General features: G+C 66.5%; 27 protein-coding genes and 1 riboswitch. Of the genes, 11 read left to right on the top strand and 16 right to left on the bottom strand.

Annotated elements, in window-relative coordinates:
- Window positions 1–3 precede the first annotated feature (3 nt).
- Complete coding sequence (locus IU452_RS38100) at window positions 4–2,445, top strand: tetratricopeptide repeat protein (RefSeq protein WP_228817133.1); 2,442 nt, start codon at window positions 4–6, stop codon at window positions 2,443–2,445.
- Window positions 2,446–2,586: 141 nt separating this feature from the next.
- Here IU452_RS38100 and IU452_RS11300 read toward each other — a convergent pair whose 3' ends face one another.
- Complete coding sequence (locus tag IU452_RS11300) at window positions 2,587–3,786, bottom strand: acetate kinase (protein WP_195108883.1); 1,200 nt, start codon at window positions 3,784–3,786, stop codon at window positions 2,587–2,589.
- 100 nt (window positions 3,787–3,886) lie between these two features.
- Window positions 3,887–5,965, bottom strand: a complete 2,079-nt coding sequence (gene pta, locus IU452_RS11295) for a phosphate acetyltransferase (protein ID WP_195108882.1) — start codon at window positions 5,963–5,965, stop codon at window positions 3,887–3,889.
- Between the two features lie 108 nt (window positions 5,966–6,073).
- On the opposite strand from pta, the gene IU452_RS11290 reads away from it, so the two are divergent.
- Together IU452_RS11290 and IU452_RS11285 are read left to right on the top strand one after the other, a co-directional pair.
- Window positions 6,074–6,583, top strand: coding sequence for a nitroreductase family deazaflavin-dependent oxidoreductase (locus IU452_RS11290; protein ID WP_195108881.1), 510 nt, complete (start codon window positions 6,074–6,076; stop codon window positions 6,581–6,583).
- Between the two features lie 97 nt (window positions 6,584–6,680).
- Window positions 6,681–7,952 (top strand): lipase family protein, encoded by a 1,272-nt coding sequence (locus IU452_RS11285; RefSeq protein ID WP_195108880.1) that lies wholly within the window; start codon window positions 6,681–6,683, stop codon window positions 7,950–7,952.
- A gap of 11 nt (window positions 7,953–7,963) precedes the next feature.
- Here the strand turns inward: IU452_RS11285 and IU452_RS11280 are convergent, their stop codons facing one another.
- The 6 genes from IU452_RS11280 to IU452_RS11255 all read right to left on the bottom strand — a co-directional run bounded on the left by IU452_RS11280 (window position 7,964) and on the right by IU452_RS11255 (window position 11,939).
- Window positions 7,964–8,680: an ESX secretion-associated protein EspG gene (locus IU452_RS11280; RefSeq protein ID WP_195108879.1), complete on the bottom strand. Its 717-nt coding sequence runs from the start codon at window positions 8,678–8,680 to the stop codon at window positions 7,964–7,966.
- Window positions 8,680–10,035, bottom strand: a complete 1,356-nt coding sequence (locus IU452_RS11275) for a hypothetical protein (protein ID WP_195108878.1) — start codon at window positions 10,033–10,035, stop codon at window positions 8,680–8,682. The genes IU452_RS11280 and IU452_RS11275 overlap by 1 nt, the downstream gene beginning before the upstream one ends.
- Window positions 10,036–10,050: 15 nt before the next feature.
- Window positions 10,051–10,713, bottom strand: a complete 663-nt coding sequence (locus IU452_RS11270; protein ID WP_195108877.1) for a DUF3558 domain-containing protein — start codon at window positions 10,711–10,713, stop codon at window positions 10,051–10,053.
- Window positions 10,710–11,108 (bottom strand): hypothetical protein, encoded by a 399-nt coding sequence (locus tag IU452_RS11265; protein ID WP_195108876.1) that lies wholly within the window; start codon window positions 11,106–11,108, stop codon window positions 10,710–10,712. The genes IU452_RS11270 and IU452_RS11265 overlap by 4 nt, the downstream gene beginning before the upstream one ends.
- Before the next feature lie 139 nt (window positions 11,109–11,247).
- Window positions 11,248–11,676 (bottom strand): DUF3558 family protein, encoded by a 429-nt coding sequence (locus IU452_RS39470; protein WP_195108875.1) that lies wholly within the window; start codon window positions 11,674–11,676, stop codon window positions 11,248–11,250.
- Window positions 11,673–11,939, bottom strand: a complete 267-nt coding sequence (locus tag IU452_RS11255; protein ID WP_195108874.1) for a hypothetical protein — start codon at window positions 11,937–11,939, stop codon at window positions 11,673–11,675. The genes IU452_RS39470 and IU452_RS11255 overlap by 4 nt, the downstream gene beginning before the upstream one ends.
- A gap of 578 nt (window positions 11,940–12,517) precedes the next feature.
- On the opposite strand from IU452_RS11255, the gene IU452_RS11250 reads away from it, so the two are divergent.
- The 3 genes from IU452_RS11250 to IU452_RS11240 are packed head-to-tail and all read left to right on the top strand — an operon-like array spanning window position 12,518 to window position 14,079.
- Window positions 12,518–13,405: a helix-turn-helix domain-containing protein gene (locus IU452_RS11250; RefSeq protein ID WP_195108873.1), complete on the top strand. Its 888-nt coding sequence runs from the start codon at window positions 12,518–12,520 to the stop codon at window positions 13,403–13,405.
- Window positions 13,395–13,598 carry a DUF397 domain-containing protein gene (locus IU452_RS11245; protein ID WP_195108872.1) on the top strand — a complete coding sequence of 68 codons (204 nt, stop codon included), beginning with the start codon at window positions 13,395–13,397 and terminating at the stop codon, window positions 13,596–13,598. Before IU452_RS11250 ends, IU452_RS11245 begins: the two co-directional genes overlap by 11 nt.
- A 34-nt stretch (window positions 13,599–13,632) precedes the next feature.
- Window positions 13,633–14,079: an SgcJ/EcaC family oxidoreductase gene (locus IU452_RS11240; protein WP_195108871.1), complete on the top strand. Its 447-nt coding sequence runs from the start codon at window positions 13,633–13,635 to the stop codon at window positions 14,077–14,079.
- A 19-nt stretch (window positions 14,080–14,098) separates the two neighbouring features.
- Here IU452_RS11240 and IU452_RS11235 read toward each other — a convergent pair whose 3' ends face one another.
- A complete protein-coding gene (locus IU452_RS11235) occupies window positions 14,099–14,740 on the bottom strand; it encodes a TetR/AcrR family transcriptional regulator (protein ID WP_195108870.1) in 642 nt (213 codons plus the stop codon).
- Between the two features lie 284 nt (window positions 14,741–15,024).
- Between IU452_RS11235 and IU452_RS11230 the strand changes: the two genes are divergently transcribed.
- Window positions 15,025–16,356, top strand: a complete 1,332-nt coding sequence (locus IU452_RS11230) for a lipase family protein (protein WP_195108869.1) — start codon at window positions 15,025–15,027, stop codon at window positions 16,354–16,356.
- Window positions 16,357–16,389: 33 nt separating this feature from the next.
- Here IU452_RS11230 and fgd read toward each other — a convergent pair whose 3' ends face one another.
- Window positions 16,390–17,427, bottom strand: a complete 1,038-nt coding sequence (gene fgd, locus IU452_RS11225; RefSeq protein WP_195108868.1) for a glucose-6-phosphate dehydrogenase (coenzyme-F420) — start codon at window positions 17,425–17,427, stop codon at window positions 16,390–16,392.
- Between the two features lie 187 nt (window positions 17,428–17,614).
- Here fgd and IU452_RS11220 point away from each other — a divergent pair, with 187 nt between their 5' ends.
- Complete coding sequence (locus IU452_RS11220) at window positions 17,615–18,373, top strand: HAD-IIA family hydrolase (RefSeq protein ID WP_195109030.1); 759 nt, start codon at window positions 17,615–17,617, stop codon at window positions 18,371–18,373.
- A gap of 9 nt (window positions 18,374–18,382) precedes the next feature.
- Here the strand turns inward: IU452_RS11220 and IU452_RS11215 are convergent, their stop codons facing one another.
- From IU452_RS11215 to IU452_RS11195, 5 genes are all read right to left on the bottom strand, one after another.
- Window positions 18,383–18,835 (bottom strand): MarR family winged helix-turn-helix transcriptional regulator, encoded by a 453-nt coding sequence (locus IU452_RS11215; protein ID WP_195108867.1) that lies wholly within the window; start codon window positions 18,833–18,835, stop codon window positions 18,383–18,385.
- Window positions 18,835–19,473: a type 1 glutamine amidotransferase family protein gene (locus IU452_RS11210; RefSeq protein ID WP_195108866.1), complete on the bottom strand. Its 639-nt coding sequence runs from the start codon at window positions 19,471–19,473 to the stop codon at window positions 18,835–18,837. The genes IU452_RS11215 and IU452_RS11210 overlap by 1 nt, the downstream gene beginning before the upstream one ends.
- A gap of 124 nt (window positions 19,474–19,597) precedes the next feature.
- Window positions 19,598–20,818, bottom strand: a complete 1,221-nt coding sequence (locus tag IU452_RS11205) for an O-succinylhomoserine sulfhydrylase (protein ID WP_195108865.1) — start codon at window positions 20,816–20,818, stop codon at window positions 19,598–19,600.
- Window positions 20,815–21,237: a rhodanese-like domain-containing protein gene (locus IU452_RS11200; protein ID WP_195108864.1), complete on the bottom strand. Its 423-nt coding sequence runs from the start codon at window positions 21,235–21,237 to the stop codon at window positions 20,815–20,817. Before IU452_RS11200 ends, IU452_RS11205 begins: the two co-directional genes overlap by 4 nt.
- Window positions 21,238–21,288: 51 nt before the next feature.
- A riboswitch (SAM riboswitch) is annotated at window positions 21,289–21,403 on the bottom strand.
- 56 nt (window positions 21,404–21,459) lie between these two features.
- Window positions 21,460–21,894, bottom strand: coding sequence for a hypothetical protein (locus IU452_RS11195; RefSeq protein ID WP_195108863.1), 435 nt, complete (start codon window positions 21,892–21,894; stop codon window positions 21,460–21,462).
- Between the two features lie 272 nt (window positions 21,895–22,166).
- Between IU452_RS11195 and IU452_RS11190 the strand changes: the two genes are divergently transcribed.
- Together IU452_RS11190 and IU452_RS11185 are read left to right on the top strand one after the other, a co-directional pair.
- The gene (locus IU452_RS11190; protein WP_195108862.1) at window positions 22,167–23,555 is read left to right on the top strand and encodes an FAD-dependent oxidoreductase; all 1,389 of its coding nucleotides are present in this window, start codon (window positions 22,167–22,169) and stop codon (window positions 23,553–23,555) included.
- Window positions 23,556–23,590: 35 nt separating this feature from the next.
- Window positions 23,591–24,454, top strand: a complete 864-nt coding sequence (locus IU452_RS11185; protein WP_195108861.1) for an amidohydrolase family protein — start codon at window positions 23,591–23,593, stop codon at window positions 24,452–24,454.
- 81 nt (window positions 24,455–24,535) lie between these two features.
- On the opposite strand, the gene IU452_RS11180 is transcribed toward IU452_RS11185, so the two are convergent.
- Window positions 24,536–25,495: a purine-nucleoside phosphorylase gene (locus tag IU452_RS11180; protein WP_195108860.1), complete on the bottom strand. Its 960-nt coding sequence runs from the start codon at window positions 25,493–25,495 to the stop codon at window positions 24,536–24,538.
- Window positions 25,496–25,646: 151 nt separating this feature from the next.
- Between IU452_RS11180 and IU452_RS11175 the strand changes: the two genes are divergently transcribed.
- Entirely contained in the window at window positions 25,647–26,747 is a 1,101-nt protein-coding gene (locus IU452_RS11175; protein ID WP_195108859.1) for a CaiB/BaiF CoA transferase family protein, read from the top strand.
- The last annotated feature ends 34 nt before the right edge of the window (window positions 26,748–26,781 follow it).

The raw sequence follows: 26,781 nt of genomic DNA, 5'->3' as shown, positions 1-26,781 counted from the left end.
ACCATGGCCGCGGCTGACGAAAACCCTGACGAGACCGGCGAGCACACGCAGCGATCCGAGTCCACGGAGCAACCGACCCAGGCGTTCACGCAGCCGTCCGGGCGGAGCGGGCGTACGGCTCGCACGCGGCCGACGGTGCGTCGGCTCGGCGCCGGGCTGGTGCCGATTCCCACTGTGCCGCCGGTGGATCCGCGGCGGGCGGTGCTCGAGAATCCGGTGGTGGCGGAGAATCGCCGGTTCTGCTGGCGATGCGGTAAGCCGGTGGGCCGGGCGAGCGCCGCGCGGCCCTCGACCACGGTCGGGAATTGCGAAACCTGTGGTGCGCCTTATGATTTCCGCCCCTATCTGCAGCCGGGCGATATGGTGGCCCGGCAGTATGAGATTCAGGGCTGTATCGCGCACGGTGGGATGGGCTGGATCTATCTGGCCATCGACCGCAATGTGAGCGACCGGTGGGTGGTGCTCAAGGGCCTGCTGCACGGCGGCGATGCCGATGCGCAGGCCGTGGCCGTCGCCGAGCGGCAGTACCTCGCCGAATTGGCGCACCCCAGCATCGTCAAGATCCACAATTTCGTCGAACACCCCAACCCGGAGGGTGTTCCGGTCGGCTACATCGTCATGGAATACGTGGGCGGTAAATCGCTGCGCGGCATGGTCGACTGCTATGAGCCGCCGGAGCGGATGCCGGTCGCGGAGGCCATCGCCTACGTCCTGGAAATCCTTCCGGCACTGGAATATCTGCATTCGCTGGAACTGGCCTACAACGATCTCAAGCCCGACAACATCATGGTCACCGAGGATCAGGTGAAGCTGATCGACCTGGGTGCCGTGACGGTCTTCGAGTCGTACGGAAATCTTTACGGCACCAGGGGGTTTCAGGCGCCCGAGATTGCCAGGACCGGTCCCACCGCGGCCACCGACATCTATTCGGTGGGCCGCACGCTGGCCGTGCTGACGTTGAACATGCCGATGGAGAAGGGCCGCTTCCTCGACGGAATCCCGGATCCGGCAACCCAACCCGTGCTGGCCCGGCACGAGTTCTTCCATCGGCTGCTGCTGTGCGCCACCGATCCGGACCCGCAGCGGCGCTTCTCCTCGGCCCGCCTGATGGCCACCCAGCTGGCCGGTGTGCTGCGCGAGATTCTGGCCACCGATACCGGCACCGAACATCCCCAGCTGTCGACGTTGTTCAGCCCCACCCGCACCAGCTTCGGCACCGAGGAGCTGGTCGCGCAGACCGATGCGTACGCCGACGGGATCGCCCGCAGCAGGAATCTGAATGCCCGCGATGTCGCTGCCGCCCTGCCGGTCCCGCTCATCGATCCGGCCGACCCCTCGGCGGCGCTGCTGGCCGGGACCGCGCATCCGGAACCTCAGCACGCGCTGGACGCGGTACGCACCGCCCGGCAGCGCGCCGCGGCCGAACCGGGCGGAGCCCCCGAAAGCTTCGAAACCGAATGTACTTTCGCCGAGGCCAGAATCCATCTGGACCTGGGACAGCCGGCAGCCGCGCGTGACGTGTTGCGCAAGGCTTCTCCGGCAGCCGAGCCTGCGTCCGCTCCTCCAGGTTCCCAGCACGCGCCCGCTTCCCCCGGTTCCCAGCACGCGCCCGCTACCCCAGGCTCCCAGCACACGCCCGCTCCCCCAGGTTCCCAGCATGCGCCAGCTCCCCCAGGTTCCCAGCATGCGCCAGCTCCCCCAGGTTCCCAGCATGCGTCCGCTCTCCCAGGTTCCCAGCATGCTTTTGGCTGGGACTGGCGCGTCGAGTGGTACCTCGGCCTGGCTGCCCTGCTGGAGCAGGACTTCGAGCAGGCCTTCGCCCACTTCGATGCCGTGCTGCAGGCGCTGCCCGGCGAGATCGCACCCAAGCTGGCCTTGGCCGCGACCGCGGAATTGGTGCTGCAGCACTGGGATTCACCCGATCCGGAACAGTGGCGGGCCTATGCGGAAAAGTTCTACGCCACGGTATGGCGAACCGATCGCGGCGTGGTGAGCGCGGCCTTCGGCCTGGCCCGGCAGCTCGCCGCGGCCGGACGCATCACCGAGGCCGTGCGAGCCCTGGACGAGGTCCCCGCGGCCTCCCGCCACTACTGCGAGGCCCGCATGACCGCGGTCCTGCTGCTGCTCACCGCGGTCCCGGTCGCCGACCTGGAGGAATCCACCCTCCACATCGCCGCCGCCCGAGTGCAATCCCTCCCACCGGGCGAGCACCGCGTCCCACAGATGCGCGCCCTCGTCCTCGGCGCCGCCTTGGCCTGGCTCCAAGCCGGCCGCACCCCCAAACTCCCCGACGCCACCCTCTTCGACGACCCTTTCACCGAACGCGACCTCCGCCACGGCGCCGAGTCCACCCTCCGCACCCTCGCCCGCTCCGCCCCCGGCCGCACCCACCGCTACGCCCTTGTCGACCTGGCCAACTCCATCCGCGCCAAAACCTGGTTCTAATCCCCAGCCGCACCCTTTCTTGCCCTTCGCACCCGCTACAACCGGTGCGAAGCACCACAAGGGGTGCGGCGGTATGCGACAGGCTCACCGGAGACCAGTGCGGCCCCGCACGGCGCTATCGGTGACGTGGCCGGGGAACCGTTACTGGCGTACCAGGCGGGCGGCGGCTCGGGCGATGGCGAGTTCCTCGTTGGTGGGGACTACGAGGGCCGCGACTTCGGCTTCGGGGGGTGAGATGTAGCGGGCCGCACGGTCTTTGGCCGTGTTGAGCACCGGGTCGACGGTGATGCCGAAGCGGGTGAGGCCCGCCAGGGCGTCGGCGCGAACCTGGGCGTTGTTTTCGCCGACACCGGCGGTGAAGGTGATCGCATCCACTCGACCCAGTTCCACCAGGTAGGCGCCGATGTAGCGGCGCAGCCGGTGCACGTAGACGTCGTAGGCGAGGCGGGCGGCCGCATCGCCGGAGTCGATCAGCTCGAACAGCGCCCGGAAGTCGTTCACCCCGGACAGTCCCTTGATGCCCGAATTCCGGTTCAGCAGTTCATCGATGCCGTCGATGTCGAGACCGGCCGTGCGGGCCAGGTGCGGGATGATTCCCGGATCGATATCGCCCGACCGGGTGCCCATCACCAGCCCCTCCAGCGGCGTGAGGCCCATGGTGGTGTCGATCGCGCGGCCGCCCCGGATCGCCGAGGCCGACGCCCCGTTGCCCAGGTGCAACACGATCTGGTTCACCGACGCGGGATCGCGTCCCAGCAACTCGGCGACCTGCTCGGACACGTACTCGTGCGAGGTCCCGTGGAACCCGTAACGCCGAATACCATGGGCCGCCGCCACTTTCGCGTCGATGGCATAGGTTTTGGCGGCGGGGGGCAGCCCGTGGAAGAACGCGGTATCGAAGACGGCCACCTGCGGCACCTCGGGCAGCAGCTCGCGCGCCGACCGGATCCCGGTCACATTCGCCGGATTGTGCAGCGGCGCAAGCGAAGACAACTCATCGATGGACTTGACCACCGCGTCGGTGATGAGCGTCGGCCGATAGAACACCTCCCCGCCGTGCACCACCCGATGCCCCACCGCGGCGAGCCCCGCACCGGCCAGATCGTGCCCACTGCGGGCGAACAGGTCGAACACCACACGCAGCCCCGCGGCATGGTCGGGAATCGCGCCGTCGTGTTCGAGAGTCCGCCCCTCGCTGTGATGTTCGACGGTGGGAGCACCCTGCGCGACCGGTTCCCCGATCCGCGTCACCTGCCCGGACGCCGCGACCGTGCCCGACATCGGATCCAGCAGTTGGTATTTGATCGACGACGAGCCGGAGTTGATCACCAGGACCTGCATCACGCCTCCTCGGACGTCTCATTCCGGCTGGTACCGGAACCGGTATTCGGTGCAACTCCACACGGCCTTCCCACCTTCCGAGGTGACCGTGTGGCGCTGCTCATTCCGGCTCCGCCTGCGCCTGAATCGCGGTAATGGCCACGGTATTGACGATGTCGGCGACCAGCGCCCCGCGGGACAGGTCGTTGACCGGTTTCCGCAGACCCTGCAGCACCGGCCCGATGGCCACCGCACCCGCGCTGCGCTGCACCGCCTTATACGTGTTGTTACCCGTATTCAGGTCGGGGAAAATGAACACGGTCGCCCGCCCTGCCACCTGCGAATTCGGCAGTTTGGCGCTGGCCACCGACGGCTCGATCGCCGCGTCGTACTGGATCGGCCCCTCGGCCAGCAGCTCCGGAGCCCGTTCGTGCACGAGCTTGGTGGCCTCGCGCACCTTGTCGACATCGGCGCCGCTCCCGGACTCGCCCGTCGAATACGACAGCAGCGCCACCCGTGGATCGATACCGAACTGCGCCGCCGTGCGGGCCGAGGAGATCGCGATATCGGCCAGCTGCTCGGCGGTCGGATCCGGCACCACCGCGCAATCGCCGTAGGCCAGCACCCGGTCGGCCAGACACATCAGGAATACGCTGGAGACAGTCGACACACCCGGCTGGGTCTTGATGATCTCGAACGCGGGCCGGATGGTGTGCGCGGTGGTGTGCGCGGCGCCCGACACCATGCCGTCGGCAATCCCCTCGTTCACCATCATGGTGCCGAAATAGGAGATGTCGCCCATGAATTCGCGCGCCCGCTCCACGGTCATACCCTTGTGCGCGCGCAGGCTCGCGTACTTCTCGGCGAATTCCTCGCGCAGGTCACAGGTGCGCGGGTCGAGCACCTGTGCCGCGTCGATATCGAGTCCCAGCTCCGCGGCCCGTCCCCGCACCGCCGCCTCGTCACCGAGAATGGTGAGGTCGGCGATCTTGCGCTGCAGCACCCGCCCGGCCGCGCGCAGGATGCGATCGTCGTCGCCCTCGGGCAGCACGATCCGCCGCCGGTCCGCGCGGGCCCGCTCGACCAGCTGATATTCGAACATCTGCGGGGTCACCACGGACTGCACCGGAACCTCGATGAGCTCGATCAGCTTGCGCCCGTCGACCCGCTGCTCCATCACCGCCAGCGCCGTGTCGACCTTGCGGATGCTCGACAGCGACACCCGCCCGCGGGTGTGCGCGGCGGCGTTGGCGGTGTCGAAGGTGCCCAACTGAGTGGTGAGAATGGGCAGCTTGGGTTTCAGGCCCTCGATGAGTCGCGCGATGGCCGGATTCGGCAGCATCCCGCCGTTCATGATGATGCCGGACATCGACGGAAAGCCTTCGGCCTCATGGGCATTCACCAGTGCGAGCAGCGCGTCGGACCGGTCACCGGGGACGATGACGGCCACGCCGTCGCTCAACCGCTCGAGAATGTGTTCGGCGGTCATCCCGCCGACCATCACCGACAACGCCTCGCGCTGCATCAGCTCAGGATCGCCGGAGTACATCTCGCCGTGGATGGCATCGCACAGCTCGGTCATCGTGGGCGCGGTGAGCAGCGGCACCTCCGGCAGCGTCCAGGACGGCACCCCGGCACCCTGCAACGACTTGGCGACCTCATCGAGCGCCTCGGGATCGCAGCGGTTGACGATGATGGCCATCGCCTTGGCGTGCTCCTGGGCGAGTTCGTTCTGGCACAGCTCGGCGACCTGCTCGATCTCGGCGGGCGTGCGATCGGCGCCGCGCAGCACCAGCAGCACCGGGGCGCCGAGGTTGACCGCGATGCGCGCGTTGTAGCGCAGTTCGCTGGGGCCGGCGACGTCGGTGTAGTCGCTGCCGACGATGACGACCGCATCGCACACCTTGGCGACCTCGTGGAACCGCATCACGATCTCGCTGATCGCCGCGTCCGGATCGGCGTGCACCTGCTCGTAGCTGACGCCGACGGCCTGGTCGTACTCGATATCGGCCGTGCAGTGCTCGAGCAGCAACTCCAGGATGTAGTCCGGGCCGCTGGTGGAGCGGGTGATCGGACGGAAGACCCCGACCCGGGGCGTGGTCGCGGACAGCAGATGCAGCATGCCCAGCGCCACCGTCGACTTGCCGGTGTCGCCCTCCAGCGAGGCGATGTACACGGTGGACGGAGCAGGTTCGGCCATGATCTCGAGCTTAGTGAGAGCAAACGGCCGATCAGTGGCCAGCGTGGCAACTTCCTGGAAAATCACACCGGGATGAGGGAAGGCGGCGCCGTGCCTAGGATCCCTGTCATGACAGCACAGTTTCCGGATCGCCAGTGGGGCTCGCGCACGAATGTGCTCTCGCGGGTGGCCAGTCCGTTCGCGGCGACCAAGGTCGGCTCGTTCGTCGTCCGCAAGCTCACCCCGCTGGACCGGAAGCTGCTCGAACGCACCGCGGGCCGCTACACGGTGCTCGGCCCGATCGGCGCGCCGGTCATCCTGCTGACCACCATCGGCCGCAAATCCGGTCAGCCGCGCACCAGCCCCCTGCTCTACGTGCACGACGGCGATGTGCTGTACGTGATCGGCAGCAATTTCGGCCAGGCCCACCACCCGGCCTGGACAGCGAATTTGCTGGCCAATCCGGAAGCGGTGGTGACCATCGCGGGGGAACGAATTCCCGTCCGTGCCGAACTGGTCGAGGATCCGGCAAAAAAGGACGACATCTTCGCCCGCTTCGTCGAAACCACCGAGGCATACGCCGCCTATCGCAACCGCACCACTCGTGATCTGCGTATCTTCGCCCTGACCCGCGCCTGAGCAAAGTTGCCTCGGCCACATCGGCGGGGACCGAACAGCCGCGTCGTTTACTATTTCCGTCCGGAAGAGAATTCAGTAGACGTCATGGAGCACGGATATGCGCACTGCCGTCAAGCGGCGCTCGTCGGCGTTGCGCCGGTTCTCGCACGCCACGCTGGCCCTGTTCGGTGCACTGGCACTGACCTGGACGGGAGTGGGAACGGCCCGGGCAGACCTAGTCCCACCGGCGCCGCAGAGCGATCCGTTCTATCAGCCACCAGCGGATTTCGTCGACACCGCGCCCGGAACCGTGCTGCGGTCCCGGCCGGTCGAGGTGACCCTGCCGGTTCCCGCCTCGGCCTGGCAGCTGCTCTACCGCACCACCGACGTCGATGGCCGTCCCGACGCCACCGTGACGACGGTGCTGCTTCCGAAGGATGCGCGCGAGAATCGTCCCCTGGTGGCCGATCAGGCCTATGAAAACAGTTCCGGTCCGACGTGTGTGACGTCGTATCAACTCCGGCTGCCGAATACCCCCGCCAATGCCGCCGCCATGCAAATACCGGATATCACCGAGGAATTGCAGCGCGGCTGGGCGGTGTCGGTGGCCGATTTCGAAGGCCGCCAAGGACATTTCGCGGTCGCCCGCGAACCCGGCTACATGATTTTGGACGGTATCCGCGCCGCCGAACACTTCGCCCCGCTCGGTCTGAACGAGCACACCAGGGTCGGCCTGTTCGGCAACTCGGGCGGCGGTCTGGCGACCGGCTGGGCCGCGCAGATGCAGCCGCAGTACGCCCCCGAGATCAATCTGGCCGGTGTCGCGATGGGCAGCCCAGTGCCCCAACCGGCCCTCGCGGTCGAGAACACCAACGGCACGGTTTCCTCCGGCCTGGCCGGTGCCGTCCTGGCGTCGCTGGCCGACGCCTACCCCGACTTCGGTGCGGCGGTGCGCGCACACATGTCACCCGAGGGCGTCGGCGCACTGGACACGCTGCGGTCACAGTGCTTGATCCTCAACAACTTCCGGTACATGTTCACCGATTGGCAGCGATACCTGAACCTGCCGATGGATCAGTTCTTCGCGCTTCCGGAGGTCGCCCGCGTCCTCGACGACATCACCCTCGGCACCCCGGCTCCCACCGCCCCGCTGTACCTGTACCAGGGCATGCGCGACGAAGTCGTCCCCGTCGCCACCACCGATCGGCTGGTCGAACAGTATTGCACCGCAGGCACTCCGGTGACCTACCTGCACGACCTCGGCGCCGACCACTACTCGATCGGGGACAGAGGCAGAATTCCCTCGGACAACTGGCTCGCGGGACGCCTCGACAGCGATGCCCCCGCTCCCACCGGCTGCAGCACGACCGACGTCGCGCAGCTGTCCTAGCCGATTCTGTCCTAGCCGATTCGAGCCAGGCGGTTGATGTACCGGCCCAGCTCATCGTCGCTGACCGGAGTAAGGGTCATGTCGTGGTCGACGGCGAGCACGTAGCGGCCGTCGCCGGTGAAATCCAGCCAGGTCCGATGCTGTGGAGGCGGCGACATCTCGTCCTCGGGCAGCACGGTGACGGTGAGGTAGCCGCGCGCATCGATGGGTCGGTGCAGGGTTCGGCGCATCGCTTTGGCGCGGCGAGTGGCCTCGGTCTCCTGCCACCGATCGCGGTCGGGGAACAGGACCGCCTCCCGAGGTTCACGCATGGGTGCGAGGGTTCCGGCGGGTGCGGACCCGATCACCGTCAACAGGTGTTTGGCGACATTGCGGGCATGGCAGGATACGACGGTCACCGTGTCGCGGGTAGCGAGAACCGCTGCGCCCCAATCGGAGAACGCGACGCCGAGGGCGAGGATCGGGTCCGGTTGCCGTTCCCCGTCGACGAACCGGTCCCCGAAGGCGGTGATCGTGGTGACGTCGGTCCGGGCGATGAACCGCAGCGTCCCGGTCAGATCGGGATCCCCGTTGAACGGATAGCGCTCCTCGAGCCGCAAAGCGGCCCTTCTACTTTCGGTCGTGACGACACCACGCGGAGCCAGGTTGATGGGATAGGGCCGCCGATCCAGCCCGGCCTCGGTGGCCCACACATGGGTGAACTCATCCGGCGTGAACGTCCATCTCACTAGCTGTCCCCTCGTGGGCCTTCCGCACCGTCACTCGAGGACGACGTGGGCTTTTCACCTTCGACGACATCGGCACCGATCACCGGCGTCATCGCCGGAGGCAGCTCGGACAACTCCTCGTACTGCCGCCGCAAATAATCCGGACTCTGCTTCTCTTGCTCATCCTCGGCATCCCGACGCCCAACCGGCATCGCGCCCATCGGCACCCCCACCATCCCCGCCGCCTGCATACCCCGGGCCACGGCCGCCGCCTGCGCCGCCGTCGAAAGAGGCTGCCCTGGAACAGATCTCCCCGGCCCGGCCGGACCTTCCCCGCCCGGCACCCCACCAACACGACCCCCACCGGCGCCACCACGCCCACCACCGGCAGAACCGACACCACCCCCATATCCCGGCCCTGAGCCCCCGGCCACCACCCCAGCCGGTGAGGTCCGAGCAGCCTCTCCCGACGTGGCCCCGGCCCCTGAGCCACCGCCACTACCACCATCCGCCAGCGAGGAAGGCTTGGTCGATTCCGCGCCCCCGGTTGCCGAGGGTTGCGTCGACTGCGCCCCCTCACCTTGCTGCTGATCCCCTGGCTGAGAATGCTCCCCCGCCTGCCCCTGGTCGCCCGACTGTCCGTCTTTGGACTGGGCGACGCCGTCGCCTTGGCCACCGGTCCCGCCGACTCCTCCCGGACCGTCACCATCGGACGCGAATCCCGGACCACCGGTATCACCCGGCTGTGTGGGACCGGCGGCGGGCGAAACGTATCGCGGCACGCTGTCGCCCGACGCAGGAAGGGTCGGGTTGTACAGGTAGGTCATCGCGTCCTGCGCCTCGGCCTCCAGGGCAGCCGCCCGCTCCTGCCACTGCCGCAGGGCGGTTCCGCCATGTGCTGCCTCCCATGCCTCACTCGTGCTCGGCTTGTACGGCTCCGGAGGTTGCGGAATCGAGTTCTTGACCGTCATTGCGGCACTGGCATTCAAGGACATCAGTTGATAGACGGTCCTCGTCGTATCGTGGGCCTCGTTGCCCGCACGAACGAAGGCGTCGGTCGACTGCTGGGCTGCGGACGCGAATGCACCTGACCAGGAGGCGAATTCGCTCCGAACCTCCTTGGCGAACGCATCGAACAAGTCCCACAGCTTGATCCCGACCTGCTGCCAGCCGTCGGCCACCTGACCCAACGCGCCGATGTCGATCTTCTCGTGTACCTGATCCCAGATCTGTTGGTGGGTATACCCATTGAAAACTTCGCGGTCGGGGACATAGGCTGGATCGACACCGGCCGAACCCAGCCCGCTCGTATGAGCAAGCTGGCTCTGTTGTCGGCTGATATCACCGGCAATCTCTCTATTGGTGCGCCTCCCCACGGCCCCCTCCAAACGCTAGTTGTTTCCGATGCGCGGGATGATTGCTCGCACCAGATCGACCATCCCCGAGCACCTCTCGGGCACCGGTCCACTGATCAGGTAGGCGGCGATGTCGCGAACGAAGTCGACATACCCCACCTTCGTCTGCAACAGGACGTCGCAGGTATCGGCCGATTTGGTGCGGACGATCATTGCGGGTCTGCCATCGATGGTGGTGTCTTCGATACGCGCGCCGTCCTGCGTGAACTTGGCTCGGCCCTCATCCCAAGTCCGATTGCCGGACATGATGGCCAGGCCGTAGACATTGTCCGGGGAAGTGAACTGGCAGGACAGGAACGTGTACTCACCATGGATGTCAGCCACGGGATGCCGCCTGCGAGACTCGGTGCTGTAACCGAGCTTTCGCATGGTGTCGTCATCGATCCAAGTGCAAGGGTCGAACACGACGTCCGGGCGACCTCGATTCGCTTGTTGGGGCGGTTGCAGACTGGGCGCGGTCAGGGTCGGAAACGGTGGCTTTCCGGAAAGATTTCCATCACCGGAGGCCGTGGATGAAGTCTGCGTGCCGGTGGGATTGCCCGAGGTAGATGATCCACAGCTGACGGACAACGTCGCCGTTACGGCTGCTCCAACCAAGAAGGCGGCCAAACGGATCCAGCCGACACGGCGCGCGATCACTTGTTTCCCTCCACATATTGAGCCACCCGCTGAATCGCGGCGCGGTTCGCGGCCTCGGCCTCAGGGAACTTCTTCCCGGCTGCCAGATAGGCCGCCTTGTAGCGGAGCGCAGCCTCCTGAAATGCGACAAGGGTGTCGAGACACTCCTGCCCCTTTGCTCCGAAGCCCCGCGTCAACCCCTCCCCGGAAGGCAGCGCGGGAAATCCGGATACCCGGTTCAAGTGCTCAGCCAGACGAATCACTTCCTGCAGCCCTGAAACCAGCCTGTCACAAGCGGCTGCAAGCCGTACGGCCCCTTCATCGGGCATCCGGAACTCCCCCGCGACAGCCGCGTCGTACGCCGCCTGGGCGTTCCCCTGCCCCTTGTCCGGTAGCCCCTTACCCGGTTCAGCCATGGCCGCTCACCCCCTCGGTCCGTCTTGGTTTCGACCCGACCCAGCCTCGGTTGGGTGGAAGCCTAGCAGTGAACTACGACATGTGGACGATACCGGAGGGTTACACCGAAGGCGGCTTGGAGGGGGCAATCTGTGCTGGTCATAGGGGTAGTAGTGGTACTACAACCGTCGCCACTTCGATAGCGCGGGCACATGGGTCCACGGGGCCGCGGGGGTCCAACTTCAGCACCTCGATGCTGAACGACCCGACAGCCGCGGGGAACAGCAGGCTGCATTGTTGTCCGGTCCGGTCACAAATCGGGCGATAACGCAGCCCCTCCCGACCCGCGATGCTGATCGGAATGAATTCCGTGCCCACCTCCTTCCGCCGGAAGTCCTCGACGGTATAGATTTGTGCCCAGATGTCCACGGCACAGGTCCGTTCGACATCGATGCCGCCACATCTTTTGAACCCCTCGATGCGAGCGATTCCGCCTATGTCGGAGCGCAGCGTCGCCGGATCCACTCCGACCTGCCGCCACACTTCGTCGCCGAGACCGCAGGGATCCCACAATGCATTACCGTTCACGCCGAGTCCCCTCCGCTGGGCGTATTCGGATGTGGCGGAATGAAAACGGCCCAGAAGTCGCGCCGAACCGCGTCCCAGAGCTTGGCCAGATCGGGTAGCAACTCACGTGCCGCGGCCAGGTCAGGATGGTTGCCCGGCCCGAAAGACACCACCACCGAGCCGTCGGACACCTTGCGCACCTGCAGAATCCGAATCCCATGGTGCCCCTCCAGCCGCCACGTCACCCTGAGCCCCTCGGCCTCGGTCCGGCGCAAATCGTCCATTTCCAGCCCCCACAGATCGTCAGACGTACCGCTTACGTTTGGCAGCAACCAAAGCCATCCCCCGCTCGGTGATCCGCCACCGTGCCCGCCGCGGATCGGGAACCACCAACCCACGAATTTCCAACCTGGAAATCACACCCCGCGTAGCCCACCCGGTAAGTCCCGCCTGAACAGCCAACTGCCGCACAGTAAGCTGCCCACCCGGTGCAAGCACCACCAACACAGCCATCTCGGCTCCGGCACGAGTCAGCGCTTGTGGTCTCCTGATGTTCATAGCCGCGTCTCCCTGTTCTCGGTAGTGATCGGATTGAGCGGCGGCCGAGTGCATCACAGACCAGAGCACAGCGATGTCGTACGAGTCCGCTTGCACAGCAGCGGTTCTGGAACGGCATCGCCCGGCTGCAGCCGCGATGGTTACTGTCCGCTCGACCCCTGTACACAGCAGACCGCACCGACCTCAGCAAGGAAGGAAGAACTGGGAATCCCAAGAATCTCGCGATTTTCCCAGCACAAGTACCGCTCGCGGTGCCAGAATTTCCCAGCTGGGGAAAACACAACTATTGCTAGGGGGAACACCGATGTCCGAGGGAGACAGCACGCTTCCGCGGCGGCAACTCGGTCGGCACCTGCGAGATGCCCGGTTGGCCATCGGGATGACGCTGGTGGAAGCGGCGGGGCTGATGCAATGGAGCAAGTCCTCGCTCCAGCGGCTCGAGAAGGGCCAGATCGAGAACGTCCGTACCCATGACATCGCAGTGCTGTGCGAGATCTACCAGCTACCACCGGACGAGACCGCCGACCTGATCGCCCTGGCGGAACAAACCGCCGTGAAGAACTGGTGGCAGAAGTACGGTGCGTTGATCTCACCGAACTTCGATGTCTACATGGGCCTGGAGTCGTCGGCACGCGAGTTGGCGTCATTTCAACCGTGCTCGATACCCGGCCTACTGCAGACACCCGACTACGCCCGCTCCCTCGACCGGCTCTACTTTCCGGACAACACGGAGGAGCAGTTGGACAAACGGGTTGAACTGCGAGTGAGGCGACAGGGTGTCATCTTGCACAAGATTCGGCCCGCATCGCTGGCCGTCATCTTCCACGAGTCTGCCATTCGGACCGTAGTGGGGTCGAAGACGTTGATGGCTGCCCAAGATCGCCACCTTGCCGACCTGAGCACGAGGCCCAACATCGATATACGAATACTCCCCTTTCGGGCCGGGCTGCCGGTTGGAATGTCGACCGGCCCGTTCACGATCCTGAGCTTCGGCCAGAACAAGAGGGGCGAACCTCTGGAGCCGACCTTGGTCTACGCAGAGGCCTTCACCGGCGCGATGTACTTCGAGGACGGTGCTGATGTAGACAAGTACCGTGAGGCGTACGCGACAATTCAGCGTGCCGCCTTGGATACTCGGCCGAGCCGGGACCTGTTGCGTGAGGTAGCAAGGGAGTTCGAGCGTGAACGTTGACCTATCCGAAGCTCGCTGGTTCAAGAGCAGCCGCAGCGGTGGGGGCCAAGACTGTGTAGAGGTGGCGTTCCTCGATCGCGGCATGGTTGGCGTGCGTGACTCCAAGAACCCCGCAGGTCCCGCGCTGATCTTCACCCCGGGTGAGTGGGATGCCTTCCTTGCGAGCGCGACGGCATTCGCATCGCGGTGTTGACCTCGACTGAGGTTCAGGTCGAATACTGCGTTGCATGACTTCGATCAACACTCCTGGGACGGCCGCGTCCGACGGAAAGACCTTGCTGTCGGCCGAGGATGAGCACGCCATTCGTGACCTGATCGCCTTAGCCGACCGGTCTCAGACCGAGCCCGCCGTACTCCCGGGCCTGCACACCGAGGCGACGGTGATCGTGAACTTCTATGGCCGCCGCCTGTTCGGGCGCGATGCCTTCGAGTCTGCGATGAGCGCCGCCCTCGGCAGCCCGCTCAGAGATGTCCGCACCAGCGTCGAGATCATCGACATACGCCCGCTGACCTCCGACGCCGTCCTCGTCAGCTGCCTCAAAACAGTCCACGACCGACGCCCGGACGCCGACCCGCTCCCAGCCGCCACCGGCGCCCTCACGTACGTGACCACACGAACCCCCGACGGCTGGAAAATCGCCCTGGCCCAGACAACTCCGATCCACACCGAGTAACGAGCAACCGATCCTCGCGTTACCGACTCTCGTACCGACGGCTCTCATTCAGGCCCGTGAGGGCGGACATCAGTTGTGATCGTGCCTGTTCCCAAGAGAGCCCGGGGTTCGAAGGGGCTACGGGCTCGAGGATCACCATCCCCCGCATGGCCGCGACGGCCAGCAGAAGCCACTGGGGGAAGCCGGGTCGAGCCGACAACTCCGGTACCCGTTGGGCGGCAACGGAATGCATCAGGTTCAAAGCGGTTTCGAGGGTGGTGGACATGCGGTCGCGGATTTCTGGATCGGTGCGGGTGAGTACGAACAGTTCCATGACCGCGGGGGCGATCGGCAGGTTGTGCAACTGCCACAGGAAGTCCAGGAGTTGTTGGCATCTCTCGATTTCGGTGCCGCCGTCGGGTGTCAGTTGCAGCAGGGCATCCTCGGCCAGTTGCTGAGCCAAGCGGGCCAGCGCGGCGTCGACCAGCGCGGCCTTGGACGGGAAATGATGTTGCTGTGCGCCTTGGCTGACTCCGGCGCGTTCGGCAACGCCACGGGTGGTGGTGGCGGTGTAGCCGACCTCGCACAGGCTGGTGATGGTCGCGTCCAGCAGTGCCGTACGAGTCGCGGCACGCCGTTCTGCCTGGCTGCGCCGCGCCGGTCGGGGAGACTGCGATGCCATGCGGCTCAGGCTAATCCCGGTAGCAGCATCCCGACTACCAAGTCAATGACTTGACAGTGCAACGACTTGGAACTTAGCGTCGATGTGTCTCGGGTCACAAGCTTCGAGGCGATGGGAGTTCTGCACGAATCGGGGGCGGACACGACTCGACCCGATGCCTTGCGCACTGAGTGTTCAACGGTGAGCGGAAGAGATGGGGACAGGCAATGAGGGGTGTATCCGGTCGCCGATGGGGTTGGGTGACAATGGTGTTGGCGCTCAGTTTGACCGTCGTAGCAGGGGGGATGACGGCGCCGAAGGTCTCGGCGGAGCCATCGGCTTCCGCCATCGCCGAGGGCGACGACGATCCGTTCTACACACCGCCCGAGGGCTACGAAAACACCACTCCCGGAACGATTTTGCGGAGCCGACCGGTCGTGGTCAAAGCGCTGGACCTCTTTCCGGTTCATGCGCAGAGCTGGCAGTTGCTGTACCGCACAACCGATTCCGACGGGTCGCCCTATGCCTCGGTCACCACGGTCATGATTCCCGAGGGTGCGCCGAAATCCCGTGCGCTGCTGTCGTATCACATGGCCTACGACTCCATGCAGCGCGCGTGCATGCCGTCCTACTCGCTGCTCAACAGCAACCCGATGGATATCTTCAACGCCGCCAAGGAATCCGCGTGGGCGCTTCCGTCGATAGAATTCGTCCTCACCGCCTCGGCCCTGGCGAAAGGCTATGCCGTCTCGATCCCGGACGCCAGCGGTATCGATAATCACTTCCTCACGCCGCGGGTGATGGGCTACACGGCGCTCGACGGGATTCGGGCCGCAGAGAACTTCGCCCCGCTCGGATTGCCCGGCACCGCAACCACAGTCGCGATGGGCGGTTACTCCGGCGGCGGTATCACCACCGACTGGGCCGCGGAATTGCAGCAGCAGTATGCGCCGGAGCTGAACATCACCGGCGCGGCGATCGGCGGACCGGTGGCCGACCTCGCGGCGGCCTTGCACACGGCGAACGGACGACTGCTGGGCGGACTGCTGCCGATCGGCATGGCGGCCCTGGCGAAGGATTCCGAGGAGTTCGCCTCCCGGTTGGACGGATATCTGACTCCGCTCGGGCGGGCCGTCGTCGCGGGCGCCGGGCGGGAATGTGTCGGTGAGACCGTCCTGAAGAATATGTTCCGCCGGGTGGACGACATGGTGACCGTGCCGATGGCGCAGATCCTCGCCGATCCGGTCATCCACGAACACATTGCGGAACGGGCGCGCGGCACCGTCGCCACCCCGACCATGCCGCTGTACGTCTTCAACGGTCTCAACGACGAGGTCAGCCCGATCGCCCCGGTCGACGCCATGGTCGGCAACTACTGCGCCGACGGGGCGTCGATCACCTACGTCCGCGATGCCCTGCCCGATCTGCTCAGTGACCACACTCTCGTCATGCTGACCGGCGCGGGCGGCATGTTCGCCTGGCTGGACAAGGCCCTGTCCGGACAACCGATACAGCCCGAAGGGTGCCGGACCACCACGGTCCCCTCGACTCTGGCCGATGCCGCCAACCTGACGGCACTGCCCGACTTCGCCAGGACCGCTATTCAGATGATGCTCGGCCAATCCCTGGGCCGGTAGGCCGCCGCCGGGGATGGGCGGCGGCCCGCCGACTCACAGCGCGCGCAGGCGGGGGGCCAGATCGCGCTGGAACAGATCCAGGAAGCGCCGCTGGTCGTGGCCGGGAGCGTGGAAGACCAGGTGGTTCAAGCCCGCGTCGATATAGGGCTTGATCTGCGCGACGGCCTCGTCCGGATCGCTGGCCACGATCCATCGCTTGGCGATCTGCTCGATCGGCAGGGCGTCGGCGGCGGCCTCCATCTCGATCGGGTCGGTGATCGAATGCTTCTGCTCCGGGGTCAGCGACAGCGGCGCCCAGAAGCGCGTATTCTCCAGCGCCAGTTCGGGATCGGTGTCGTAGGAGATCTTGATCTCGATCATGCGATCGATGTCGTCGACGCTGCGGCCCGCCTTCTCCGCGCCCTCCTTCACCGCGGGCATCAGCTTCTCGGTGTACAGGTCCATGCCCTTGCCGGAGGTACAGATGAACCCGTCGCCCGCGCGGCCCGCGTACTTGGCCACCAGCGGACCGCCGGCGGCGATGTAGATCGGGATACCGTCCTTGGGCACGTCGTAGATCGAGGCGCCGACGGTGTGGTAGTACTGCCCGTCGAAATCGGTGCGCTCACCGGTCCACAGGGCGCGCATCAGCTCCACCGCCTCGCGCAGGCGGGCGAACCGCTCCTTGAACTCCGGCCATTCGCCCTGGTAGCCGGTGGCGATCTCGTTCAGCGCCTCGCCGGTGCCGACGCCGAGCATGACCCGGCCGGGATACAGCAATCCCATGGTCGCGAAGGCCTGTGCGATCACGGCCGGGTTGTAGCGGAAGGTGGGCGTCAGCACTGAGGTGCCCAGCTGGATTCGCTTGGTCCGCTCGCCGACGGCAGTCATCCACGCCAGGGAGAACGGCGCATGCCCGCCCTTGTGCCGCCACGGCTGGAAATGATCGCTGACCGAGGCGCTGTCGAGCCCGTGCTCCTCGACGAGGACCCCGAGCTCGACGAGCTCACGAGGCCCGAACTGCTCCGCCGACGCCTTGTACCCGAGCTTGAGATCACTCACTGCGCCACTCCTGTTCGCTGTCGCCTGCATGGTGGGGGTCGTGCCCCGTCGACCGAGTGCAGCGCTGGGCGGCGACCAAGTATTTCGCCCCGCTGCGGCCGTCTTCGACCTTAGTCCGCGCAAGCAAGCTTCCGACTTGTCCACATCAGGAAGGCTGATAGCTCACAATTGGCTGGTGACTGCCGACGAAGAGCCGATCCTGTCCTACCTGACCGATATGGACGGGGTGCTGGTGCATGAGGACCACCTGGTGCCGGGGGCCGACAAATTCCTGGCCGAACTTCAGTCCAACGACATCCCGTTCCTCGTGCTGACCAACAACTCCATCCGCACCCCACGCGACCTGCAGGCTCGCCTGCGACACACCGGACTGGACATCCCACCGGAGTCGATCTGGACCTCGGCGCTGGCGACGGCAACCTTCCTGAACGACCAGAAGCCGGGCGGGACCGCCTACGTCGTCGGAGAATCCGGCCTCACCACCGCCCTGCACGAGATCGGGTACGTGCTCACCGACAGCGATCCGGATTACGTGGTGCTCGGCGAGACGCGCACCTACTCGTTCGAGGCGATCACCACCGCCATCCGCCTGGTCGATCGGGGGGCCAACTTCATTGCCACGAATCCGGATGCGACCGGTCCCTCGCGCGAGGGGCTGTTGCCCGCGACGGGGTCGGTGGCCGCACTCATCACCCGGGCGACCGGCAAGGATCCGTATTACGTCGGCAAGCCGAACCCGCTGATGATGAGGTCGGCGCTGCGCCGGATCGGCGCGCACTCCCAGTCGACGGTGATGATCGGTGACCGCATGGACACCGACGTCATCTCCGGGCTCGAGGCGGGGATGCGCACCATCCTGGTCACCTCGGGTATTTCGACGCGGGCGTCGGTGGAGCAGTACCCCTATCGGCCCACGCTGGTGATTGATTCGGTGGCGGATCTGGTGGGCCGGACCAGCAATCCGTTCACCGTCTGAGCACGGGCCCTAATCGCTGTCGATCGCGTCGAGTGCCGCGGAGAGGGTGGTCAGAGCGTCGACGATCTGCGCGAGCTTCGCGGTACCCAGTTCTGCCGCAAGGCGTTCGGCGATCACCGCGTGCCTGGGTGTGATGCGACGAACCGCCGCGAGACCGGCATCGGTGACGGCGACTAGTTTGGCGCGGCGGTGGGCCGGGTTCGGGCGGTATTCGGCCAATCCCTTGTCCACCAACAGGTCCGCGATGCGTTGCACGCTCTGGCGGGTGATGCCCATCTCGCGGGCGATACCGGCGACCGGCAGGGGCTCGTGCAGGACCGCGCCGAGCACCTGCCACCAGGCGGCGGTGATCCCCGCCGGGCGGGCCAATTCCTCTGCAATCGCGAGGAATTGGCCGTTGAGCTTGAACGAGGTGATCGCCGCCGTGCTGAACAGTGCCGCTTCCGATTTCGGGTCCGGCATCAGACCTCCCGCGGGGCGCGCTGCGCCTCGTACTCGGCGAGGGTGTAGAAGCCCTGCGGATCGTTGTGCCCGTACAGCGCGTACCAGGCGTCGAGGATGTGCGGCTCGTAGATGTCCAGGCGGGCGAGCACCTCCCGGGCGAAATCCACCGGCTTCGTGCCGGTGGCCGTGATCAGTTCACCGTCGGTCACGGCCGGGCGGTGCACGAAGTGCCCGGCACCCGAATATCCGCTCATCGCAAGGTATTCCGGGTCATTGCTGGTGTGCGGGCGATCATCGAGCAGCCCCGCGGCCGCCAGCCCGAACGTGGCCCCGCAGATCGCCGCCACCGGCACCCCCGCCCCCAGAAACTCCCGCGCCTTCTCGCCGAACGCCGCCAGAGCACCGGTTTCCCAGGTGTCCGCACCCGGTAGCAACAGCATCGCACTGTCGGCGACCGACAACTCCGAGAGCACCACATCGGGCACCACCCGCATCCCACCCGCCGACGTCACCGGCGCACTGCTCACCCCAACCGTCAGAACCTGCCAAGTCCCCGGCTCCCGCTGCCACATCCCCCGATTGATATGCGCCGTCGCATACCCGAGCTCCCAGTCGGAGAAGGTGTCGTAAACCGCCATGTGCACTGCCTTAGTCATGACAATATCCTGTCATCTTGACAGCATTCTGTCAACAGGCGCCCGGCAGCCGCACCCCGTGCATGCAAACGCACCCCGTGCAGGGCCTGCGCGGGGTGCGTTTGTGAATAAGGGGTGCGGCTGGTTAGCCGAGCGCCTGGTCCAAGTCGCCGAGGAGGTCTTCGACGTCCTCGAGGCCGACGGAGATGCGGACCACGCCGTCGGTGATGCCCACTGCCGCACGGCCTTCCGGGCCCATCGCGCGATGGGTGGTGGTGGCGGGGTGGGTGACCAGGGTTTTGGCGTCGCCGAGGTTGTTGGAGATGTCGATGATGCGCAGGCGGTTGAGGACCTCGAAGGCGCGCTTCTTGGCGGCGTCGTTCTCGTTCCCGGCGACCAGCTCGAAGGTGACGACGGTGCCGCCGCCCTTCATCTGCGCACGCGCCAGCGCATGCTGCGGATGCGACTGCAGGAACGGGTATTTCACCCATGCGACGGCCGGATGCTGCTCCAAGAACTCGGCGATCCGCAGCGCGGATTCCACCGACTGACGCACGCGCAGCGGCATGGTCTCCAGGCCCTTCACCAGCGTCCAGGCGTTGAACGGGCTCAGCGCCGGGCCGGTGTGGCGCATCAGCGTTTTCACCGGGCCGTCGATGTAGTCCTGCGGGCCCAGAATCGCGCCGCCGAGCACCCGGCCCTGGCCGTCGATGTGCTTGGTCCCGGAATACACCACCACATCCGCGCCCAGCTCGAGACTGCGCTGCAGCAGCGGGGTGGCGAAGACGTTGTCCAGCACCACCTTTGCGCCCGCGGCATGCGCCAGTTCCGACACCCGCCGCACATCCACCAGCGTCTGCATCGGATTGGACGGGGTCTCGAAGAACACCGCCTGGGTCGGCTGCGACAGCGCCGCTTCCCACTGGTCGAGATCCTCGCCGTCGACGAATACGGTCTCCACGCCCCAGCGCGGCAGGATCTCGTTGCACACCACGAAACACGATCCGAACAGGCTGCGCGCGGCCACCAGCCGATCACCGTTTCCCAAAAGGGCTGCCAGCGAGACGAATACGGCCGCCATACCGCTGGCGGTGGCGAAACACGCCTCGGCGCCCTCGATCAGCCGCATCCGTTCCTCGAACATGGCGACGGTCGGATTGCCGTAGCGCGAGTACACGAAATGTTCGACATCGCCGGTGAACGCGGCCTCGGCCGCCTCGGCGCTCTCGTAGACGAAACCCGAGGACAGATACAGCGCCTCGGCGGTCTCCTCGAAGCCCGAACGCCGCAGGCCGCCACGCACACCCAGGGTCGCCGGGCCGACACCCGGGGGCAGCGGCTTGTCGAATGCGCCCCCGGTGATCACGACTGCCTCCACGGCAGCCCGCGGGCGCGCCAGCCGGCGCCGCCGCGATGCCCGTCGGCGTCGAGGGGCCCTTCGAAACCCTCGAGCACATTGAACGAGGGTGCGTACCCGGCCGCGGTCGACGCCTTCGCCGCACCGATCGAGCGCTGACCCGACCGGCACAGGAAGATCACCGGCGCATCGCTGTCCGGGTCACGGTCGGCGAGGACCTCCTTCAGCTGATCCACGAACCGGGGATTCGGCGATCCGGTGAGGTCGACCCACTCGATCAATGCGGCGGGCCTGCCGAGAGGGCTGGTGTCGGGCACTCCGACGAACCGCCATTCGGCCTCGGTGCGCACGTCGATCAGCACCGCATCCGGGTTGTCGCGCAACAGGTCCCACGCCTGCTGCGGAGTGATGTCGCCCGCGTAGCTCATGGCAGGACCTCACAACAAGTCTGGTCGTTCATCTGGGGGAACCTCCTCGAGAATCCGCACTTGCCGCGCCGGTTTCGGCGCGTGGCCAGGTCGTCACCCGGAGCACCCCACCGCGGAGGAGGGTTGCCGACCAGCGAGCCGGGGCTTGGCGCTGGTACTCATGACCTGAGAGTGAGAGTGCCTGGTCAGAGTTGTTTTTGTCAAACAGGATGCGGGCGTGGTTCAGGAATTGCAGACCAACCAGCGGTCGTCGGCCTTGACAAGGTTCCAGGTCGCGGTCTGCTCACGGCCGCCGATCGCGGCGGTAACCGTCGCCTTGGCGTGGTCGCCGGTGACCTCGGTATCGGCCACCTTCGCGATCTCGACCTTTTTGCCGACGGCATCCGGGCCCAGCGGGGACTTGGCGGCCTCGAAGCCGCCGCATGCGGTAGTGGCACGCCGGGCCGCGTCGTCATCACCTTGGGCGGTGGCGAAGTTGCGAACCGCGACGGCTATCCGGTCGGCCTCTGTGACATTCTTCTCAGCCGGTCGCGTCAGCGCGAGCACCACGACGCCGATTATCACCAGCAACGCCACCACGGCGGCGGCGATGAACGGGGCAGCCGATCGCGTGGCCTCGCGCTGGTCGATCGGAGTCGGTTCGTCGGCATCAGTCATGGACTCATCATCGCTGGTCGCCCGGGGTAATTCGAATCACACTCGTATTTCCCGCCGGAGACCGGGAATATCGGCCATAGCTGTCACCGATAGAATCACTGGAACTCCGGCCCCGGCCGGTAGGAACAGCATCCCGGCGCAGCAACGAGGCAGCATCGACAGGGATGCCGACAGCCGGGCAAGGCCCCGGTCCGCACGTCAACTTAGCCTAAGCTAAGAAAGACGGCTAAGACATTGACGACAGAGTTCTCGACCAGAGGGTGCGCGTAAAGATGACCGAACATGCAGCGACCCGCCCACTGCGCATCGCGATCGTGGGCGCCGGACCGGCCGGAATCTACGCCGCCGACGCCTTGATGAAGTCCGATGCCGAGGTGAGCATCGACCTGTACGAGCGGATGCCCGCGCCCTTCGGCCTGATCCGATACGGTGTCGCGCCCGATCATCCGCGCATCAAGGGCATCATCACCGCGCTGCACAAGGTGCTCGACAAGCCTCAGGTGCGGCTGCTCGGCAATATCGACTACGGCACCGACATCACGCTCGAGGAGCTGCGGCGCTTCTACGATGCGGTGATCTTCTCGACCGGCGCGAACGCCGACCGCGAGCTGCGCGTCCCGGGTATCGAGCTGGACGGCTCCTACGGCGCGGCCGACTTCGTGTCCTGGTACGACGGACATCCCGACGTGCCGCGCACCTGGCCGCTGGACGCGGAGAAGGTCGCGGTGCTCGGCGTCGGCAACGTGGCGCTGGACGTGGCGCGGGTGCTGGCCAAGACCGGTGATGAGCTGCTGCCCACCGAGATTCCGCCGAACGTCTACGAGGGCCTGAAGAACAACAAGGCGCTCGAGGTGCACGTGTTCGGCCGCCGCGGCCCGGCGCAGGCCAAGTTCACCCCGCTCGAGCTGCGCGAGCTGGACCACTCGCCGAATATCGAGGTCATCGTCGATCCCGAGGACATCGACTACGACGAGGGATCGGAAGCGGCACGCCGTCATTCGAAGCAGGTCGACATGGTCTGCAACACCTTGGAGCAGTGGGCGATTCGCGACGTGGGCGACCGGCCGCACAAGCTGTTCCTGCACTTCTTCGAGTCGCCCGCCGAGGTGCTGGGCGATGAGAGCGGCAAGGTGATCGGGCTGCGCACCGAGCGGACCCAGCTCGACGGCACGGGCAACTGCAAGCCGACCGGCAAATTCACCGACTGGGACGTGCAGGCGATCTACCGGGCCGTCGGCTATCTGTCGCAGAACATTCCGCAGCTGCCCTTCGACGAGCAGGCCGGGACCGTGCCGAACGAGGCCGGTCGCGTACTGGTCGACGAGGACGCAGACGGCGCGGCCCGCTACCTGCCCGCCACCTACGTCACCGGCTGGATCAAGCGCGGTCCGGTGGGCCTGATCGGCCACACCAAGGGCGACGCCAACGAGACCATCGCCTGCCTGCTCGACGATGCCCCGTCCTTCGCCCCGGCCGCCGAACCGGATCCGGAGGCGGTCACCACCTGGCTGGAGGACAAGGGCATTCCGTTCACCACCTGGGCCGGCTGGTACCGCCTCGACGCGCACGAGCGGTCGCTGGGCGAACCGCAGGGCCGCGAGCGGGTCAAGGTCGTCGAGCGTGAGGACATGCTGCGCGCCAGCGAACCGCACAAGGTCTAGGTGCCGGGAACGCAATCCTGAGGCATTCTGATCACGTGTTCGATGCCCATGTCCACATCATCGATCCGCGGTTCCCGCTGATCGAGAACGAGGGCTACCTCCCGCAGCCCTACACCATCGCCGATTATCGAAAGCGCATGTCGCGCTTCGATGTCGACGGTGGGGCCGTGGTCAGCGCGTCGTTCCAGGGCACCGACGCCGCGTTCATGAAGGCCGCGCTGGCCGAGTTGGGCCGCAACTGGGTCGGGGTCATCAATCTGGATCCCGACGCCGGTGACGAGGAGATCATCGATCTGGACCGGGCCGGGGTGCGGGCGATGCGGTTCAACCTCAAGCGGGCCGCCGGTGACATAGTGTCGTCGACCATCCAGGCGGTGCGGGCCTACGATCTGGTCGGCTGGCATGTGGAGCTGTATATCGACGGTTCGATGCTCGGTTCGCTGGAGCCGGTGATCTCCAAGCTGCCGGCCCTGTCGATCGACCATATGGGCATGTCCGACGAATGCCTGCCGTACCTGCTGAACCTCGTCGACAGGGGCGCGAAGGTGAAGGCGTCCGGATTCGGCCGGGTGACGATGGATGTGGCCGCGGCGCTGCGGCGCATCCACGCGGTGAATCCGGAGGCGCTGATGTTCGGCTCCGATCTGCCGGGCACCCGGGCGGGACGGCCGTTCCAGGACTCCGATATCGAGCTGATCGCCGACGCGGTGGGCACCGACATGTACAAGGTCCTCGAGGACAACGCCCGCGCCTTCTACCGCCTGCCGGTCAAAATCCGCCCCCTCCACGAGGACCCGCTCCCCACCCTGCCCATCCCCACCACCGAGTCCCCCACCCTCCGCCTACACCGCGCCGACCTCCCCCCGGGCGACACCCTCCCCCTGCCGGTGATCGAGTAACCCAGCCGCACCCTTTATTGCCAAACGCACCCTCTCCAGGGCCTGGAGGGGGTGCGTTTGTGAATAAGGGGTGCGGCTGGGTTAGGTCAGGTCGGGGTGTTGGGTCAGGTAGTCCGCGGCGGCGGAGGCTACGCGGTAGGCGTTGTCGACGGCGAGGGGGAAGCCGGGGGAGGCTGCGCCGGAGTCGATGGCCGTCAGGGTTTCGGTGACGGATTCGCCGGGGCGGGGGCGGTCGAAGTTGCTGGCGGTGCGGAGGCAGACGTAGCGGTTGAGTTTGCCGGCGCGGGCCAGGGCGGCCGCGGTGGCGTTGTCCTCCATCTGGGAGGTGCAGTAGCGGGCCCGGCCGTCGGTCTGGCCGGAGACGATCGCCGCGGTCTGCGCGGAGGATTGGGCGCCGGACCAGAAATTATCGCCGGTGGCCGTATCGCACTGGGTGACAACGGGTTTGCGATCGGCCTGGCCGAAGGCGGCCCGGAGCTCGGCCGCGGCGGGGCTGTCGGACAGCGCCACATCCTTCGTATTGCGGTACACCGCGTCGACGAGATGTCCGTCGAGTTCGTAGACCTCGGTGCCGGCCTTGGGCATCGACAGGTAGCCGTTCGGCACGGTCGAATCGTCCTGCGGCAGTACGTGATGGCCGAGATCGACGTCGACCACCCAGCGCGCCCAGGCCGCGAACCCGAGGGTGCCCGCCTCCGGCGGCGTTCCCGCGATCCCGGCGGTGATGAAATAGGCATCGTCGAAGTTCAGGCGCGGACTGGCGAGCACGGCCGAGGTGGACAGCGCGGCATTGGTCTTGCCCATATCCGTCACCATCATGCACAGCCCGGAATCGTTGCAGCGCACCGGCGTTCGCACACCGGGCACCGAGATCTCGTGGGTCCACTGCCGCCGCTCGAGCCACGGTTTGGCTTCGGGGTCGAACATGGTGATCACCATGGCCCGCACCCCGATTCGCTCGCTGTCGGAATGGGAGCCGCACCCGGCGACGAACACCAGACCGAGCATCGACAGCAGCACACCCAGCGCCCTGCTGAACATCAGCCCTCCTGTCTCGACGAATGCACCAACGATAGGGATACCGCATAGTCAGTACGAATCCGGGGGAGACGGGCCGTGGGTGGTGCGGACAGCCCGTCAGCGCTTATTGTCGAGGTGACAACAAGGCACCTAGCGCGAACCGAGGTAGGGCGTGAGCACTTCATCCACCGCCACCAGGCAGGGCCCGCTCGCGGGCATTCGGGTTGTCGAACTGGCCGGTATCGGTCCCGGCCCGCATGCGGCGCTGTTGCTCGCCGATCTGGGCGCGGATGTGGTGCGGGTGCAGCGGCCCGGCCTGCTGCCCGGCTACATGGAGCGGCCGCAGTGGCGGGGGCGCACGATCGTCGAGGCGAATCTGAAGGATCCGGCCGCCGTCGAGAAGGTGCTGGGTCTGATCGACAAGGCCGACGTGCTCATCGAGGGCTTCCGCCCCGGCGTCACCGAGCGGATGGGACTGGGGCCGGACGTGGCCCTCGAACGCAACCCCCGGCTGATCTACGGGCGCATGACCGGCTGGGGCCAGTACGGGCCGCTGGCCGACCGGGCCGGGCACGACATCAACTACATCTCCCTCACCGGTGTACTCAACGCCATCGGGCACAAGGGTGAGCGTCCGGTGCCGCCGCTGAATATGGTCGGCGACTTCGGCGGCGGCTCGATGTTCCTGGTGTTCGGCATCCTGGCAGCCCTGGTCGAACGGCAGAGCTCCGGGCAGGGGCAGGTCATCGACGCCGCCATGATCGACGGCGCGCTGGCGCTGTCGCACATGATCTGGGGCATGAAGGGGATGGGCCTGTGGTCGGACGAGCGCGGCACCAACCTGCTCGACACGGGCATGGCCTTCTACGACACCTACGAGACCGCCGACGGTAAGTACATGGCGGTCGGCGCCATCGAACCGCAGTTCTACGCCGAACTGCTGCAGGGCCTCGAGATCGATCCCGAGGGGCTGCCGCACCAGATCGACCCCACCGGCCAGGACCGGTTGAGGAAGCTCTTCGCCGAGAAGTTCAGGACCAAGACCCGCGACGAGTGGACGGCCGTCTTCGAGGGGACCGACGCCTGCTGCACGCCGGTGCTGACGCTGAGCGAGGCCGAGCAGAACCCCCACATCGTCGCCCGCAACGGCCTGATCGAGATCGACGGGGTGGTACAGCACGCGCCCGCACCGCGGTTCTCCCGCACGCCCGGTGGGGTACCCACGCCACCGCCCGCGGAGGCCGTGGCGATCGAGGAGGTGTGGGCGGACTAATTCCGGCCGGGAGGGCCATGGCGGCGTACCGGTG

Origin of the sequence: Nocardia transvalensis, from assembly GCF_015477765.1 — a bacterium.
Taxonomy (GTDB): domain Bacteria; phylum Actinomycetota; class Actinomycetes; order Mycobacteriales; family Mycobacteriaceae; genus Nocardia; species Nocardia transvalensis_A.
The sequence above is the reverse complement of the archived record's forward strand: the minus strand, read 5'-3'. Positions and strand labels throughout refer to the sequence as shown.

Coding starts and splice junctions, on each gene's coding strand:
- IU452_RS11300 (WP_195108883.1), bottom strand. CDS start 3,786: ATGCAGGTCCTGGTGATCAACTCCGGCTCGTCGTCGATCAAATACCAA.
- IU452_RS11250 (WP_195108873.1), top strand. CDS start 12,518: ATGTCCGAGGGAGACAGCACGCTTCCGCGGCGGCAACTCGGTCGGCAC.
- IU452_RS11285 (WP_195108880.1), top strand. CDS start 6,681: ATGCGCACTGCCGTCAAGCGGCGCTCGTCGGCGTTGCGCCGGTTCTCG.
- IU452_RS11210 (WP_195108866.1), bottom strand. CDS start 19,473: ATGACTAAGGCAGTGCACATGGCGGTTTACGACACCTTCTCCGACTGG.
- IU452_RS11265 (WP_195108876.1), bottom strand. CDS start 11,108: ATGGCTGAACCGGGTAAGGGGCTACCGGACAAGGGGCAGGGGAACGCC.
- pta (WP_195108882.1), bottom strand. CDS start 5,965: ATGGCCGAACCTGCTCCGTCCACCGTGTACATCGCCTCGCTGGAGGGC.
- IU452_RS11180 (WP_195108860.1), bottom strand. CDS start 25,495: ATGTTCAGCAGGGCGCTGGGTGTGCTGCTGTCGATGCTCGGTCTGGTG.
- IU452_RS11190 (WP_195108862.1), top strand. CDS start 22,167: ATGACCGAACATGCAGCGACCCGCCCACTGCGCATCGCGATCGTGGGC.
- IU452_RS11195 (WP_195108863.1), bottom strand. CDS start 21,894: ATGACTGATGCCGACGAACCGACTCCGATCGACCAGCGCGAGGCCACG.
- IU452_RS11200 (WP_195108864.1), bottom strand. CDS start 21,237: ATGAGCTACGCGGGCGACATCACTCCGCAGCAGGCGTGGGACCTGTTG.
- IU452_RS38100 (WP_228817133.1), top strand. CDS start 4: ATGGCCGCGGCTGACGAAAACCCTGACGAGACCGGCGAGCACACGCAG.
- IU452_RS11255 (WP_195108874.1), bottom strand. CDS start 11,939: ATGGACGATTTGCGCCGGACCGAGGCCGAGGGGCTCAGGGTGACGTGG.
- IU452_RS11220 (WP_195109030.1), top strand. CDS start 17,615: ATGGACGGGGTGCTGGTGCATGAGGACCACCTGGTGCCGGGGGCCGAC.
- IU452_RS11215 (WP_195108867.1), bottom strand. CDS start 18,835: ATGCCGGACCCGAAATCGGAAGCGGCACTGTTCAGCACGGCGGCGATC.
- IU452_RS11240 (WP_195108871.1), top strand. CDS start 13,633: ATGACTTCGATCAACACTCCTGGGACGGCCGCGTCCGACGGAAAGACC.
- fgd (WP_195108868.1), bottom strand. CDS start 17,427: ATGCAGGCGACAGCGAACAGGAGTGGCGCAGTGAGTGATCTCAAGCTC.
- IU452_RS11235 (WP_195108870.1), bottom strand. CDS start 14,740: ATGGCATCGCAGTCTCCCCGACCGGCGCGGCGCAGCCAGGCAGAACGG.
- IU452_RS11230 (WP_195108869.1), top strand. CDS start 15,025: ATGACGGCGCCGAAGGTCTCGGCGGAGCCATCGGCTTCCGCCATCGCC.
- IU452_RS11290 (WP_195108881.1), top strand. CDS start 6,074: ATGACAGCACAGTTTCCGGATCGCCAGTGGGGCTCGCGCACGAATGTG.